Origin of the sequence: Kitasatospora sp. NPDC058115, assembly GCF_042884635.1 — a bacterium.
In the GTDB taxonomy this organism is placed as follows: Bacteria; Actinomycetota; Actinomycetes; order Streptomycetales; family Streptomycetaceae; genus Kitasatospora.
Genome location: NZ_JBHVTL010000028.1, coordinates 58674 through 74011 on the forward strand (window position 1 = coordinate 58674; position 15338 = coordinate 74011).

The 15338-nt window shown below is 74.6% G+C and carries 14 protein-coding genes; 8 read left to right on the forward strand and 6 right to left on the reverse strand.

Translation table 11 applies throughout. The annotated features are described in order from the left end of the window. Nucleotides 1–5 precede the first annotated feature (5 nt). Complete coding sequence (locus ACFVVL_RS27420; protein ID WP_380294258.1) at nt 6–1034, reverse strand: LLM class flavin-dependent oxidoreductase; 1029 nt, start codon at nt 1032–1034, stop codon at nt 6–8. Between the two features lie 87 nt (nt 1035–1121). Next, entirely contained in the window at nt 1122–1622 is a 501-nt protein-coding gene (locus ACFVVL_RS27425; RefSeq protein ID WP_380294257.1) for a MarR family winged helix-turn-helix transcriptional regulator, read from the reverse strand. Nucleotides 1623–1826: 204 nt separating this feature from the next. On the opposite strand from ACFVVL_RS27425, the gene ACFVVL_RS27430 reads away from it, so the two are divergent. From ACFVVL_RS27430 to ACFVVL_RS27455, 6 genes are all read left to right on the forward strand, one after another. Beyond that, nucleotides 1827–2330, forward strand: a complete 504-nt coding sequence (locus ACFVVL_RS27430; protein ID WP_387679778.1) for a metallophosphoesterase family protein — start codon at nt 1827–1829, stop codon at nt 2328–2330. A 282-nt stretch (nt 2331–2612) separates the two neighbouring features. Continuing rightward, on the forward strand, nt 2613–3434 hold the full coding sequence (locus ACFVVL_RS27435) for a DUF1206 domain-containing protein (RefSeq protein WP_387679781.1): 822 nt from the start codon (nt 2613–2615) through the stop codon (nt 3432–3434). Nucleotides 3435–3837: 403 nt separating this feature from the next. Then, a complete protein-coding gene (locus tag ACFVVL_RS27440; RefSeq protein WP_387679784.1) occupies nt 3838–5046 on the forward strand; it encodes a hypothetical protein in 1209 nt (402 codons plus the stop codon). A gap of 702 nt (nt 5047–5748) precedes the next feature. Next, on the forward strand, nt 5749–6933 hold the full coding sequence (locus tag ACFVVL_RS27445) for a GDSL-type esterase/lipase family protein (protein ID WP_387679787.1): 1185 nt from the start codon (nt 5749–5751) through the stop codon (nt 6931–6933). 200 nt (nt 6934–7133) lie between these two features. Beyond that, on the forward strand, nt 7134–7361 hold the full coding sequence (locus ACFVVL_RS27450) for a hypothetical protein (protein ID WP_380294252.1): 228 nt from the start codon (nt 7134–7136) through the stop codon (nt 7359–7361). Nucleotides 7362–7757: 396 nt separating this feature from the next. Continuing rightward, on the forward strand, nt 7758–8963 hold the full coding sequence (locus ACFVVL_RS27455) for a low temperature requirement protein A (RefSeq protein WP_387679790.1): 1206 nt from the start codon (nt 7758–7760) through the stop codon (nt 8961–8963). 136 nt (nt 8964–9099) lie between these two features. Here the strand turns inward: ACFVVL_RS27455 and ACFVVL_RS27460 are convergent, their stop codons facing one another. The 3 genes from ACFVVL_RS27460 to ACFVVL_RS27470 form a co-directional block, all read right to left on the reverse strand. Further along, complete coding sequence (locus ACFVVL_RS27460) at nt 9100–9519, reverse strand: SRPBCC family protein (RefSeq protein ID WP_387679793.1); 420 nt, start codon at nt 9517–9519, stop codon at nt 9100–9102. Between the two features lie 56 nt (nt 9520–9575). Beyond that, on the reverse strand, nt 9576–10586 hold the full coding sequence (locus tag ACFVVL_RS27465) for an aldo/keto reductase (protein WP_387679796.1): 1011 nt from the start codon (nt 10584–10586) through the stop codon (nt 9576–9578). 319 nt (nt 10587–10905) lie between these two features. Next, entirely contained in the window at nt 10906–11679 is a 774-nt protein-coding gene (locus tag ACFVVL_RS27470) for an SDR family NAD(P)-dependent oxidoreductase (protein ID WP_387679798.1), read from the reverse strand. A gap of 322 nt (nt 11680–12001) precedes the next feature. On the opposite strand from ACFVVL_RS27470, the gene ACFVVL_RS27475 reads away from it, so the two are divergent. Together ACFVVL_RS27475 and lepB are read left to right on the forward strand one after the other, a co-directional pair. Next, nucleotides 12002–12436 carry a DUF6892 domain-containing protein gene (locus ACFVVL_RS27475; RefSeq protein WP_380294248.1) on the forward strand — a complete coding sequence of 145 codons (435 nt, stop codon included), beginning with the start codon at nt 12002–12004 and terminating at the stop codon, nt 12434–12436. Between the two features lie 482 nt (nt 12437–12918). Continuing rightward, nucleotides 12919–13677 (forward strand): signal peptidase I, encoded by a 759-nt coding sequence (gene lepB, locus ACFVVL_RS27480; protein ID WP_387679801.1) that lies wholly within the window; start codon nt 12919–12921, stop codon nt 13675–13677. 307 nt (nt 13678–13984) lie between these two features. Here lepB and ACFVVL_RS27485 read toward each other — a convergent pair whose 3' ends face one another. After that, nucleotides 13985–15217 carry an alpha/beta hydrolase family protein gene (locus tag ACFVVL_RS27485; protein ID WP_387679804.1) on the reverse strand — a complete coding sequence of 411 codons (1233 nt, stop codon included), beginning with the start codon at nt 15215–15217 and terminating at the stop codon, nt 13985–13987. Nucleotides 15218–15338: the final 121 nt, after the last annotated feature.

The following is a 15338-nucleotide window of genomic DNA, read 5'->3' on the forward strand; positions in this document are numbered from 1 at the left end:
CGCCGCTACGCCTCGTCCAGCGGGCGGCTGGGCAGTTCGCGGCGGAGCACCGGGGCGATCTCCGCGAAGAACAGCTCCAGCGTGCCGAGGTAGTCGGCGCGGTCCAGGACCTCGCCGTCCACGTGCAGGTGGAGCAGCTCGTGGCCGAAGTGCGCGTGCTGGCCCAGCACCTTCTCGACGATCTGCTGGGGGCTGCCGACCAGCACCGGGCCGTGCTCGATCCACTCCTCGACGGTGTCGAAACGGATCGAGGCACCGTCGAAGGCCCGGTTGACCTTCAGCCGGGCCTCGAAGACCGGGCGGTAACGCGCCACCGCCTCCTGCGAGGTGCGGGCGCCGAAGTAGCCCGCCGTGCCCGCGCCGACCAGGGCGCGCGCCGGGTCGCGGCCGTACGCCGCCCAGCGTTCCCGGTAGTGGCGCACGATCGCGGCGTACGGGCCGATGGCGCCGGCGCCGTTGGGGGTGAACAGCGGGTCGCCGTGGCGGGCGGCGAAGTCGGCGGAGTCCGGGTTGCTCCCGGCGCCGTGCCAGATGCGGATCTCGGGCCGCAAGGGGCGCGGCAGCGCCTCGGCGTCCTCCAGCGAGCGGCCGAGCCGGCCCTGCCAGGTGACCCGCTCCTGCCGCCACAGCCGGCGGAACAGCAGGTAGTTCTCCTGCAGCAGCTCCCACTGGTTCTCCCGGGTGACGCCGAACAGGCGCGAGGAACGCGGGTAGGCGCCCTTGGCGACGATCAGGTCCAGCCGGCCCCCGGCGAGGTGGTCCACGGTGGCGTAGTCCTCGTAGGCGCGCAGCGGGTCGAGCATGCCGAGGGTGGTGACGGCGGTGAACAGCCGTATCCGCGAGGTGAGGGCGGCGATGTGGGCGAGCAGGACGGGCGGGGAGCTGGAGACGGCGGGGCGGTCGTGCCGCTCGCCGATGCCGTAGGCGTCGAAGCCCAGCTCCTCGGCGAACACGGCGTAGTCGACGAGTTCGCGCAGCTGGTCGTGGTCCGGCTTGGACCGGTCGGGAAGGTGGGGCAGGAGCAGGAAGCGCACGGCGGTCCCCCCGGTACGGCATCGAGTTGACGTGTCAACCCAAGCATGGGCGTGCTGGGTTGACACGTCAACCGGCTTCGGCGGGTTTCAGGGTGCGGGCCGGTCGTCCTTCAGCCGTTGCGTCAAGTCGGCGCAGATGCCGACGAGTTCCCGCCGCTGATCCTCCGTCAGCGGACCGGTCAGCCAGCGGCGGATGTGCGCCGCACGCCGGGGCAGTGCGGCGGCGACGGCGGCCCGGCCCTCCTCCGTGAGGGCCACCACGGCGCCGCGCCCGGCCCCCGGGCAGGGCTCGCGGGTGACCAGGCCGCGCCCGGCCATCCGGGTCAGGTGGTGGTGCAGCCGGCTCTTCTCGAACTGGGTGACCCCGCTCAGCCGGTAGGGCCGCAGCTTCCCGCCGGGGGCGGCCGACAGGGCCTGGAGGATGGCGAGGTCCGGCTCGGACAGGCCGGTCTCCTGCTGCAACTGCTGGGCGAGGCGGCGCCAGAACAGCACCTGGGTCTCGAAGAAGCCGCTCCAGACCTCGTCCTCGTGCTCGTCCAGCCACCCCGCCCGCTCGCCCGGCCCCGCCTGCTCCACCCGCTCCGCCATGCGGCCGATGCTACCGACCGCACGGCACCGCCCGCCGGGACGCCGGACACCGCCGGGAACGGTTCGCCCCACGCGGCCCCGGCCGGGCGGGCGCCGCACCCCGGCGTTGCGCCCGCCCCCGGCGATGCGGTCCGGGCAGGATCGGACCCACCACCATCACCCGCCACCCATCACCCGCCACCCGCCGCCCCGTCGGAGTCCCGGATGCGCCTGCTGATCACCTCGGACACCCATGTCCCCACGCGTGCGCGGCACCTGCCCGCACCGCTGCTCGCGGCCGTGGACGAGGCCGACGTGGTGTTCCACGCCGGCGACTGGGTCGACACCGCCACCCTCGACCTGCTGCTGGCGCGGTCCGAGCGCCTGGTCGCCGTCCACGGCAACAACGACGGGCCCGCACTGCGCGAGCGCCTGCCCGGGACCGCCCGCGTCGAACTCCGGGGCCTGCGCTTCGCCGTGGTGCACGAGAGCGGCCCGGCCCACGGGCGCGAGCAGCGGTGCGAGGCGCGGTTCCCCGACACCGACGTCCTGGTCTTCGGCCACAGCCACATCCCCTGGGACACCACCACCCCGGGCGGCCTGCGGCTGCTCAACCCCGGCTCGCCCACGGACCGCCGCCGTCAGCCGTTCGCGACCTTCCTCACGGCCCGCGCCGACGACGGCCGGCTCCTCGACGTCCGGCTCCACCGCCTGCCGCCCCGCTCCTGACCGGGGCCCACGGACGCACGATCCCACCACCCCTCGCTCACCGCCCCCCGGGACCGCCACGCGCGACGGTCCCGGACGAACCCGATGGCCCCAGGACGACCATGACGTCCCGTCCGCGCCACGAGGACGGACGACCGGCACGGCCCCGGCCGGCGAGCCACCCCGGCGCAACGGCGCAGCGGCGCAACGGCGCAACGGCGCAACGCCGCCCACGTGTACCCGCCGCGGAGGCGGGCACACGGGCCGCCGGGCGCGGCACGCGCTCCCCACGGAGGAGGAGTCATGGTGTCCACCGCACAGCACGCCCGGCGCCGGCACCCGGCCTGGAGCGAGCGGTTCCCGCGCTCGGCGGGCCGGGCCGGTTTCACCGCCCGCGGCGTCGTCTACGTCCTGGTCGGCTACCTCGCCCTGCGGATCGCCCTGGGCCGGGGCGGCTCCGAGGAGGCCGACCGCCAGGGCGCGCTCCAGCGGATCGCGGACCAGCCCTTCGGCCGGGCACTGCTGTGGCTGCTCGCCGCAGGCTTCGCCTGCATGGCGCTGTGGCGCGCCGTGAGCGCCACGGCCGGCGGCCAGGGGCACGGGAAGCCGGGCAGCAGGATCCTCGACGCCGGGCGCGCGGCGTTCTACGCCTCGGTCTGCTGGAGCACCGCCGTCTTCGCGGCGGGAGCCGGCGCCGCCTCCGACAGCGACCGCACGTCCAAGGACTGGACGGCCACCGCACTCGGCCTGCCCGGCGGCCGCGTCCTGGTCGGCGCGGCCGGCGCGGTCCTGGTCGGGGTCGGCACCGGGATCGCCGTCCGCGCGTTCCTGCGCACGTTCCTGCGCAAGCTGGACACCGGCGCGATGGGCCCGCGGACCCGGGCCGCCGTCACGGCCGGCGGGATCGTCGGCAACACGGCGCGCGGCGCGGTGTTCGCCGCAGTGGGGGTCTTCGTCATCACCGCGGCCGTGCGGTTCGACCCGGACCGCGCCAAGGGCATCGACGACACCCTGCGCTCCTTCGCCGCCACGCCCGCCGGCCCGGGACTGCTCACGGCCACGGCGGTGGGCCTGCTGCTGTTCGGCGCCTTCTCGTTCGCCTCCGCCCGCTGGCGGCGCTTCTGACCCCCGCCACCGTGCCCGACGCCACCACCACCGGAGCCGACCGCCTCCCGGCCACGACAGCCTCCCGGCATCGACAGCCGCCCGGCATCGACGTGACACCGCTCCTCACGAGCAACCCCCCGCCGGCCACCGTGCCGTCTTCGGCAACCTCGGCGGGGCCGTGCCCCGAACCGCCGGCCGCAACCCTCCACCACAGCCCCACCCGCACCAGGGGCGGCGTCCGGCGAGGGGTGCACACGGCTGCCCGGCGGCCCCGACGACCGAGGCGTCCCCGAGGTTGTACGTCATCGGGCTGATTGTCGGCCCCAGGCCCGCTGCGGTTGTATCGCGGCATGCGCCGGCAGGGGGGTCGGGCCGGGGCCACCGATGCTCAGGAGGGGACATGCGAAGGCTTTTACCCGCGATGACGCGCGTGCTGGGGGCCGGCCTGCTGGCGGCGCTGCTGCCGATGGGGACGGCGGCCGCCGATCCCGCGGCCGGCGCCACCGGGACGGTATGGGTCAGCAGGGCCACCGACGGGACGCAGGCCAACGGGGGGTCGGGCAACGCGGTGATCAGCCGCAACGGCAGGTACGTCGCGTTCACCTCGTGGGCGACGAACCTCGTGCCCTTCGACTCACCGCTCCCCGGCAACCAGCCCCGGGGATACCTGCGCGACCTGCAGGAAGGCACCGTGGAGAGGGTGAGGATCGGAGCCGTCCCCGGGGTCGTGCAGGACTTCAGCGCCGCGGGCGACCGGGTCGTGATCCGGTCGAACGACAACGGCATGTACGTGCGCGACCTGCCGACCGGCGTCACCCGGCGGGTGGACGTGGACCTCGGCGACTACACCGGCGGCTACACACTCACCGCCCGGATCAGCGGCTCCGGCCGCTACGTCGTGTTCTCGGCGGGCGCCCCCTCGGGGCCGGGGGCGGACCAGGGCATCCGGGTGTACGTGCGCGACCTGCTGGACGGCACGACGCAGTGGGTGAGCCGGCCCAACACCGGAACCGAGTTCTACGACGCGGCCGGACCCGTCGTCAGCGACGACGGGCAGCGCATCGCGTACACCTACATCAGGCGCGGCTCCCCCTCCACCGGCCATGTCCACCTCCTCGACCGGAACACCGGCGAGCGCCAGATCGTGGACGTCGCGCACGACGGGTCGACCCCGGAGCGGACGCTGAGCGGCCGGCTGTCCCTCAGCGCGGACGGCGGGCTGGTGCTCTTCAACCGCACCGACAGCAGCCCGGTGACGGCGAACGACCAGAAGTCGACCACGTTCATCCGCGAGGTGGCGACCGGTACCACCCGCCCGACCCCGTTCACCAACATCACCAGCTGCGCCTCGCTCAGCGCCGACGGCCGGACCGTGCTCCTCATGCCGGACAGCCCGGAGGGGCGGCCGCCGCACCTGGTGCCGCCGATCTTCATGTGGAAGCGGGAGACCGACCAGGTGCAGATCGTGAGCGTCTGGTCGGACGGCAGCCCGGTCGGCGCGATTCCCGGGCCGGTGGCGATGACCGGTGACGGCGCCGCCTTCGCCTTCGAATCGGGGATGCCCATCGTCCCCGGCAAGAGCTACGGCGTTTCGGACGTCTTCGTGCGGACCCTTCCGGCCGGAACCTGAGACACCCGCGGGCGCCGACTGCGGGGCCGCTCCCCACCGGGGCAGCCGTTCCGCCCGCAACGGCCGGCCGACCATGACCGGACCGCGGCGCGGCGCCCGCGGCAGCGCTCCGGCGTGGTGCACGACGGCCGCCGTACGCGGGAACGCCCCCGACGGACAGGACGTCCTCACCCGCCGCCTTCGGCCCGTCCCACCCGGACCGGACCACCGCCCGCCCACCCGCCGCACCGCCCGCGTCACCGGCTCACCGGGCCGCTCACCCCCGGCGCCGTGCTGGTCCGCCCCGCCCTCCACGACGGCCGTCCTCCGCGGTTGCGCGCCCTGCCCGCGGTGGTCCGCCCTCGTCGTGCTGTCCGTCGGCCCGGCCATCCGCGCAGGGGGATCGGGGGGGCAACATCGGGGACGACCCCGCCCCGCGCCGGACCCCGACCCCGCGCCGGACCTCCACCGCGCCCGCGCGTTCGGGCTCGGCGACCACCTGGCGGACCGTCGGCCCATGGGCGTCGAAGTGCGCGGCCGGCCCCCGGCGCGCGATCCGTGAAATTCCCCGCTCGTTCATCCGGCGGCCGCTCGACGGGGGATAGCATCGCCGACATCTAGACATCTAGACATCTAGACGTCCTGTCGGGAGCCCCTGCGGGACCTGCACCCCCGGCGCATGAACCGCCCCCTCACGACAACCCCGACGGGCAGGCCGACACCATGGACCACCAGCACGATCCGCGCACCTGGATCACCACGCCCATCACCGCCGGCCTGCTGCGCGGGGCCCTCGCCCCGGAGCGGACCGGGCGCGGCCTGCTGCCCCACCGGCTGCCCGCCTGGGCCCGCGCCCAGTGCACGGACCCGCAACTGGCCAGGGCACAGTCCCAGCCCGCCGGCGTCCGCCTGGCCTTCCGCACCCGCGCCACCGCCCTCGAACTGGACACCATCCCCACCAAGACCCTCTACACGGGCTTGCCCGCACGGCCCGAGGGCCTCTACGACCTGCTCGTCGACGGCCGCCTCACCGGCCAGGCGAGCGTGGCCGGCGGCGACACGCTGACCATCGACATCGCCACCAGGACCGCCGAGCACCGCCCCGGCCCCGCCGGCACCCTGCGCTTCGACGGCCTGCCCGACCGGATCAAGGACATCGAGATCTGGCTGCCCTACAACGAGACCACCGAACTCCTCGCCCTGCGGACCGACGCCCCCGTCGAGCCCGCGCCGGACCGGGGCCGCAGGGTCTGGCTGCACCACGGCAGTTCCATCAGCCACGGCTCCGACGCCGCGAGCCCCACCACCACCTGGCCCGCCCTCGCCGCCGCCGCCGGAGACGTCGAGCTGATCAACCTGGGCCTGGGCGGCAACGCCCTGCTCGACCCCTTCACCGCCCGCACCCTCCGGGACACCCCCGCCGACCTGATCAGCATCAAGATCGGCATCAACGTGGTCAACCAGGACCTGATGCGCCTGCGCGCCTTCACCCCCGCCGTCCACGGCTTCCTCGACACCATTCGCGAGGGACATCCCGACACCCCGCTGCTGGTCGTCTCGCCCATCCTGTGCCCCGCGGTCGAGGACACACCCGGCCCCTGCACCCTCGACCTCGCCGCCCTCGCCGCCGGACAGGTCCGCTTCCTCGCGACGGGAGACCCCGCCGAGCGCGCGAGCGGCAAGCTGACCCTGGGCGTCATCCGCGACGAACTGGCCCGCATCGTCGAACAGCGCGCCGCCGACGACCCGAACCTCCACCACCTCGACGGCCGCAACCTCTACGGCGAGGCCGACGCCACCACCCTCCCCCTGCCCGACCGGCTCCACCCGGACGCCGCCACCCACCACCACATCGCCCAGCGCTTCGCCGCCCACGCCTTCACCGCCCCGGGCCCCTTCGCCCCGTAGCCGAGCGAACAGCCGGCGCGCCCGTGAAAGGATCTCCGACCCCAGGGCCGCGTACCGCCCCCCGGGCCACCCGACAGGCCCGGCCCACCGGGCGGCTCCCCCCTGCGATGCCCCTCGCGAGCGGTGCACGGCGTCGCCGAGGCGGGTAGAACCCCCGGTACGGCAGCGCAGGGCCGGCCGTGTTCCGCCTCGGGGGGCGTATGGAGAACAACGAGCTCGTCGGTGTCGCGGTGATGGTGCCCGCCGGTCTGGGGTTCCTCGCCGTGCTGCTGTTCGGTGATCCCCTGCCGACATGGTTGCGCGCCCTGCTCGCGGTGGCCGCCCTCGTCGTGCTGTCCGTCGGCCTGGCGATCTGCGCCGGTGGCCCGGGCGGGCCGGGAGGCAACATCGGGGACGGCGGCTACGGGCCCGGGGGAGGAGGCCTCTGAAACCCCGGCGCACTTGATCGGCCGCGCCGCCCCGCGCCCCGGTACCGGTGGCGGGCACACCCGCCCGGCCGACTCCGGCCTGCCTACCTGCCACCACCACCGTTCCCCGCGGGAAGCGGCCCGGTTCCGACCAGGCGGCCGGGCTGCTCGAAAGTCCTTCCGCCCGCCCCCGGCGGGAAGCCGCCCGCGCGCCCGGATCCGCGTCCGGCTGCGCCCCGCCGCTCCCTTGGCGGTTCGGCAAAGGAGCGGCAATTCCGCAGGTCAAAGCGTGGGTGAGGCCGGGGGCGGACACGTTGACGCCCGCCCCGGACCTCCCGGGCGGAGCGGCTCCCGGTGGGGAGGGTGCGGCGAGGATCCCGAATTGCGTGTCACCCGGCGCCGTCGGATCGTGAACGCATGCCGAGCCGCCCCCGGGCCGCGGAGGGACGGGGCGATGCGACCCGTGAGCCGTTCGCCGTCCTGCGCCGCAGTGTCTCCCCGCTGGAGCTCTTCTTCGACCTGGTCTTCGTCTTCGCCGTCGGCCAGCTGGCGGAGCACCTGCACGAGGAGCTGTCCTGGCGCGGGGCGGGCGAGAGCGTGGTGATGCTGGTGGCGGTGCTCAGTTGCTGGGCCCTCACCAGTTTCGACGCGACCTTCCTGGACGTGGAGCTGCCGCGCACGCGGTGGCTGGTGCTGACGGTGATGGGCCTGGGGCTGTACGCGAACGCCCAGATCCCGCACGCGTTCGCGGGCCGCCCGTGGGCCTTCGCCCTTCCGCTGGCCGCCGTGCTGTTCCTGACCGCCGTGACGGCGGCGCTGACCGCCCCGACGGACGTCCTGCGCGGGCACTACCGCCGGGTGACGGCGTGGGCGGTCTTCTCCGTCCCGCTGTGGCTGGTGGGGGCGGCCGCCGGGTCCGGGCCTCGGCTGGCCTGGTGGGCCGCCGCCGCGGCCGTCGACATGACCGGCGTGTGGCTGGCACACCCGCTGCCCGGCAACGTCCTGGTCTCGCGGGACCTCGTGTTCGACGCCGAGCACATGGTGGAGCGGATCCGGCTGTTCATCATCGTGCAGCTCGGCGAGACCGTCCTGACCCTCGGCACGGCGGTCTCCGCCGCCCCGGTGGACGTCCCGACCGTGGTCACGGGCCTGGGGGTGTTCGTCGCCCTGGTGTGCCTGTGCGCGAGCTACTTCCGCGGCGGCGAGGAGATCCTCGCGCGGCACGTCGCCACCACGGCCGACCGGCTGCTGCCCGTGCGGCGTGCCGTCAGCGGCCAGTACCCCACCCTCGCCGGCCTGGTCGCCCTGGCCGTCGGTGCCGAACTCGCCGTCGCCCACCCCACCGGGCCCGGCAGCACCACGCTCAGCCTCCTGCTGTTCGGCGGCCCGGTCCTCTACGTGATCACCCAGGCCTGGTGGTACTACACCTCCACCGGCCGGGCCTGGGGAGCGCGGCTGCTCGCCTGCCTGGCCTGTGCCGTCGCGGGCCTGGCGGCGAGGTGGCTGCCGCCGCTGGCGTCCGTGCTGCTGCTCGACGCGGTGCTCCTCGCGCTGGTCCTCGTGTTGAAGCAGGTGCACCGCCGCGTCCTCGACGAGGACCCGGCCGGCGGGCGCCGGCGTTGAGCGCCGCGACCGCGCGGTCCGGGCCGCGGAACGCGGACGCCCGCGGCGCGCACGCCCGCGGCGCGCACGCCCGCGGCCCGCACGCGCGGGGTGCGCGTGCGGGCCACGGGGCCGGGTGCCGTCTCGGCGGTGCGGTTCAGCCGGCGAGGGTCTTGTTGAGGGCGTCGAGGCCGTCGGCGTAGATGCCGTGGAAGAGGTCGACGGTCTCCTGCTCGGTGGCGCCCTTGGGGTTGAAGCGGCCGGACCACTGGACCTCGGCGACGTCGTCGCGGCCGGGGACGGCGTGGACGCGGATCGTGGAGACGTAGCCGTCGACCGGGAACGGGGCCTGGAGGATGGCGTAGCTGTACTGGCGCTCGGTCTCGTTGAAGTCCACGAGGCGCTCGACGATCACCTCGCCCTCGGGGTTCTTCAGCTGCCGCACCCGGCCGCCCTCGACGGCGACGCTCTCCGGGATGTAGGGCAGCCAGTCGGGCAGGGCGTCGAAGCCGCCGATGAGGTTCCAGACCTGCTCGGGGGTGCCGGGGACGACGCGGCTGACGGAGGTGGAAGCCATGATCATTTCTCCTGTGTACTGCGGTGGGGGTGGTGTGCGGGGGTGGGGGGTGCGGCTCAGGCGCCGTGGGGCAGCGGGGCGGCCGGGCTGACCAGGCCGGAGGTGCGCAGGTCCTGCCAGAACGCGGCGGGGACGTCCTCGTCCAGGGCGGCGATGTCCTCGGCGATGCGGCTGGGCTTGGTGGCGCCGGGGATGACGGCGGCGGCGACCGGGTGGGCGAGGGAGAACTGCAGGGCGGCGGCCTTGACGGACACGCCGTGCCTGGCGGTCAGGTCCTTCAGGCGGGCGACCTTGTCCAGGATGTGCTGCGGGGCGGGCTGGTACTCGAAGTGGGTGCCGCCGGCCAGCACGCCGGAGCTGTAGGGGCCGCCGACGACCATGTCGACGTTCTGCTCCTGGGCGAGGGGCAGCAGGCGCTGCAGGGCGTGGTCGTGGTCGAGGAGGGTGTAGCGGCCGGCGAGCAGGAAGCCGTCGGGCTGCGGCTCGTCGAGGGCGAGGGTGAGCTCGATGGGCTCGGTCTTGTTGACGCCCAGGCCCCAGGCCTTGATGACGCCCTCGTCGCGCAGGCGGGACAGCACGCGGAAGGCGCCGGTGCGGGCCTCCTCGAACTTGCTCAGCCACAGGTCGCCGTGGAAGTCCTGGGCGATGTCGTGCACCCAGACGATGTCCAGGCGGTCGGTGCCCAGACGCTTGAGGCTGTCCTCGATGGAGCGCTCGGTGGCCTCCGCGGTCCACACGTGGAGGACCTTGTTGGGGTTGCCGTGCTCGAAGATGCCGCCCTTCTCGCCGAGGTCGCGCTCGCCCTCCTCCACCTCGTCGAGGATGACGCGGCCGACCTTGGTGGACAGGACGTACTCGTCGCGCGGCTTGGTGGACAGCACCTCGCCCAGGCGCTGCTCGGACAGGCCGGCGCCGTAGAAGGGGGCGGTGTCGTAGTAGCGCACGCCCTGCTGCCAGGCGGCCTCGACGGTGGCGGCGGCCTCCGCCTCGGGGATCGCGCGGAACATGTTGCCGAGCGGGGCGGTGCCGAAGCCGAGCCGGCCGGGAAGGATGTTCTTGAGGGTCATGACGATGCCTTTTCGATCTTTGGTGCCAAGGGCCTGACGGTGCCCCGGGCCGGGGCGAGGCGCGAGTGGAGGGTGCGCCTGTGAGGGGCGGCGGCGCTGCGGGCGGGTCGCGCGAGGGTGCGCGGCGGCGTTCCGCAGGGCCGGAGGCAGGGCACCTGCACCACATAGATGCAGAAGCGCCTTACGTGTGAAAACAATAATTGCACGCGCGGGGTAATGCAAGTGGTCCCCCCGACCGGGCCCCCCCGGGCCCGGGCCGGCCCCCGCCCGATGTCCGGGCCGGCAGGCCCCCGCCCCGACGAGCGGCCGGGCAGCCGGCTCAGGGAATGATCGTCGGGAGCAGGCCGCCGTCGACGCCGAGGGCGCGACCGGTGGTGGCCGAGGAGTGCTCGGAGGCCACGTAGGTGATCATGTTGGCGACCTCGTGGGGGCGGATCAGGCGCCGGAGCAGCGAAGCAGCGGCGCGGTTCTCCGCCAGGTAGCGGCGTTCCTGCTCGGCGGGGTCGAGGCCGGGGTAGAGCTCGTCGAACATGGCGAGCACGCCGTCGCTCATGGTGGGCCCGGGCAGCACGCAGTTCACCGTGACACCGGTGCCGGCCACCTCCTGCGCCATGCCCCGGGAGACGGCCAGCTGGGCGGTCTTGGTCATGCCGTACTGGACCATGTCGGGCGGGGTCTGGACACCGGCCTCGCTGCTGACGAACACCACCCGGCCCCAGCCGCGCGCGACCATCCGGGGCGTGTAGTGGCGCGCCAGGCGCACCCCGGAGAGGACGTTGACCTCGTAGAAGCGCAGCCAGTCCGCGTCGGTGATGTCGAAGACGGGCTTGGTCTCGAAGATGCCGGTGTTGTTGACCAGGATGTCGACGTCGGGCAGCTGCCGTACCAGCTCGGCGGTTCCTTCGGCCGTGCCGACATCGGCGGCGATCCCGCGCCCGCCGATCCGCTTCGCGGTCTCGCTGACGCGGTCGGGATTGCGGCCGTTGACCACGACATCGGCTCCGGCGGCGGCCAGGCTCCGAGCCGCCGCCGCGCCGATTCCGGCCGTTGATCCGGTGACCAGCGCAATCCGTCCGGTGAGATCGATCTGCATCGGAGGGGACACCTCTCCTCGGTCGGCGACCGCAGCCCGCACGCCCGGCGACGGGCCGCATCCGCATACGCACCCGGGCGCACACCTCGATGGTCACCTCGCAAGGCGCTCCCGGCACCTCGAAGACCTCCCCGGACGCCGGGGGACCGCCGACCCCGGAAACCTCGGAGCCCCTGCAGAACAGCAGGCCCGAGGATCGATGGAGCCGGGTACGGCGATCGCCGCCGAGCCGGCCTGCGCCGCCGACCAGGTCGACGTCGAGTGCATCGAGGCCGCCGACCGGGCAGGAGCCCGTGTCGTACCTCCGTGATACCCATCCCCCATGAACCAGTTCCGCGACTTCAACCTCAAGCTGCTCGTCATCGAGGAGCTCATGTACGGCCCCGAGCCGCTCCTCCCGGTCTACGACGTGTCCGCGCAGCTGGCCGAGCGAGGGATCGGCGACCCCGCGTCCTACGTCCTGGAGAACGGCCTGCACGAGGAGGTGCTGGCGGAGTCCCGGGCCCATTTCGAGTCCCTGGAGATCCCGGCCGCACTGCTCGCCCGCGTCGAGGAACTGTGCTTCGACGCGGGGGCGGACGTCTTCCGTCACTGCGCCCCTGCCTGGGACGGCGAGGACGACCTGTTCGACGTCCGCTCGCTCGACGACCTCGCCCTGCTGCCCAACCTGCGGGAGGTCACCTTCGTCGAGGACGGTGTCCTTGCCGTGCCGGACGCGGCGGAGATCTTCGCCGCGCGCGGCATCGAGACCGACTGATCCCCGACAGGGAACGCCATCGGGGCCGCGGCAGGCGAGAGACCGGCCGATCGATCAGATGACGAAGGAAACCCTCTGACCGGGCGCTCCGGCCGGGGCGATGTCTGTGGCGATCGCGCGGAACGAGCGCCAACCCGCAGCTGAGGATCGGGGGGTGGGTTGCGGTGCGGTGGTGTCCGTGGCCGGCCGTGATCGCCCCCTGAGGCGCCGGCCGACACCGCTCACCAGTTCCTCACTCCTTTCGGCCCGGGAGCGGCCGCAGACAGGACGCCCTCCACGCTGCTCGGCGGGTATGTCGTCGGTGCCGGCTGCGATCATGTCCCCATGATCGGTGCACCCGTTCCGTTGTCGCCCCCGTCCCCGTCCTCGTTCGTCGACACCGTTGCGGTGCAGGCAGCCGCCGCGGACCACAGCGAGTGGGCCACGCCGCTCGGGCCGACGGGTACGGCGGGCGCCGCCGTTCGGCATCGACCGTCAGGAGGATGGATGTGAGCGAGCACGGTGAAGCCGAGGGCCGGGCGGCACGGCCGGAGGGGAAGGCGGACTCGTCCGAGAGCCCGCGGACCCGTTCCCGCCTGCGCGGCCTGCTCCGGCTGCTGGGTGTCTGTGTCGTGATCGTCCTGCCGCTGAACGCCTTCGTGGCTCGCCTGTTCGCGGTGCCGTCGAGCTCGATGGGGAACACTCTGCGACCGGGTGACCGCCTGGTCGTGAACAAGCTGGCGTACGCCTTCGACGGCCACCCCCAACGCGGTGACGTGGTGGTCTTCGACGGCAGGGGCTACTTCGTGCGAGGGGCGGCCAAGCGGAACGGTCCCTTGGAGGGACTGCGTTCGCTGGGGCGGGACTTGGGCCTGACATCGGCCGGTGAAACGATCTACTTCCTGCGTGTCATAGGCGTCGGCGGCGACCGGGTGGCCGGCACCGGCCCGGGCGAGCCGATCACCGTCAACGGCGTGCCGGTCGACGAGTCCGCCTACCTGGCCGAAGGCGACGAACCGTCGAACACGGCCTTCGACGTCGTGGTGCCGGACGGAAAGCTGTGGGTGATGGGGGACCGCCGCAGCACCTCCCACGATTCGCGCGACCACCTGGGCGATCCTGGCGGCGGCTTCGTGCCCGAACGCCGCGTCATCGGACGGGCGCAGTGGGTGGTCCACCCGTTCGGACACTGGGCGAGCCTGGACCGGCCGGCGGCGTTCGCCGCGACAGCGGGGACGGACGGTCACGGGGACCGGAGGTAGACGCCGGCCGGCCGGTTCACCGCAGCCACCCGGCGCGCGGCACGGCAGGAGAAGCCGAAGACCGCGAGCCGACCGCGGGACACGGCCGGTGACGGTGCCGCTGCTCCGGCGCCCCTCGGCCCGCCGCGCCGCCCGCGCCCCGTGCGGTGACCGCCGCTGCCGGTCCAAGAACCCGGCGGGCAGGGACCGGACGTACTCGTGCACAACGGCACCGCCATCGGGGCCGGCGAAGGCGGCGGTGCGGGCGCGGCCCACACCCTCAGGAGCCGTGCCGCCCGGCGCCCCGAGGGGTGCCGGGCGGGCCCGTTCAGCGCAGCACCTCCAGCTCCGGCCAGTCGTCACCGGGCCGTTCGAGGAAGCCGCTGGGCCGCCCCGCCAGGTACCGCGCGAAGAAGGCGGTCACGGCGGTGCGCTGGGCGGCCAGGGAACGCCGGGGGTCGACGGTGCCGATGAGGGTATCCGCGTCGGGGACCGGGAGGCGGCGCACGAGCTGGGGCAGGAGGACCTGGAGGTCGGTGTACGAGCCGTGCGCGGAGTCCCGCAGCCGAAGGGCGTGCCGGGGGCCGGTGGACGCCGCCCAGCAGGAGGCCCAGCTCGGTTCGGTGCGCAGGCTCTTCGTCCCGGAGGCCATCAGCAGGAAGGGCTTGGCGAGGCCGCTGTCGGCAACGGGCCCCAGGAGCGCGCCGTCGAGGTCGGCCGCCGCGCGGACGCGGGGCTCGTCGTGGGCGAGCTGGGCGGCGACGCAGCCGCCGAGGGACTGCCCGAGCACGCCGGTCCTGGCCGGGTCGGCGGCTTCGGCGAGCCCGTCCGGGAGCGGGTCGGTGCCGGTGTCGGGGCGCTCCCCGCGGGCGAGCCGGTCGAGCGCGCCGAGGACGAAACGGGCGTCGGCGAGGCGGGCCCGGCAGTGCCCGGCGAGAAGGGCGGCGATGACCTCCGGGGTGAGGTCGTCGGGCAGCGGGAGGGCCCGTTCGACCCGGCCGCCGGGGAACTCGACCTGTTCGGCCTCGTACGTGGAGTCGAGGGCGACGACGAGGTGGCCGCGGCTCGCCAGCTCCTCGACCAGGGTGGTGCCCAGGGCGCGCGAGCCGCCGTCGCCGCTGGAGAACAGCACCACCGGCAGCCGGCCGGCGCGGCGGGCGACGGGCGCGCCGGTGCGCGCGTGGGTCCTGATCCCCTGCCAGTCGGCGGCGCCGGCGCGGACACCGAGGGCCGGCGCCGAGTGCGCGTCCCAGTCGCCCGCCGCGGCCGGCGGCAGCCAGGGGGCCGTCGGGTACCCGCCGCCGGGTTCCGCCGGGTACCAGAGGCCGGCCATGAGCTCCCGGTAGGGCTTGGCGGGCAGGAGGGGGTCGGGGCGGCTGTCGTCGATCAGGTGCAGCGCGACGGTGCCGATGGGCCAGGGCCCGGTGGGCGCGGGCAGCCGCAGCGGGACGGGAGCGGCGGCCGGCGCGGCGCGGCGGCCTCCCGGGGCCGGGGCGGCGGCCACCGAGGCGAGCGCGGCGGCGCCGAGCGTGCCGAGCAGGGCGCGGCGGGTCAAGGGCATGGGCGGGCTCCTCGGACGGTACGGCTGCGGGGTCACCACCAGCGTTCCGCCGCCGGGGACGCGAGGCGCCCTGCCGGGGGACGATCCCGCGAAGGGGCACGGGCCGCCCCAGGGGCCCGTG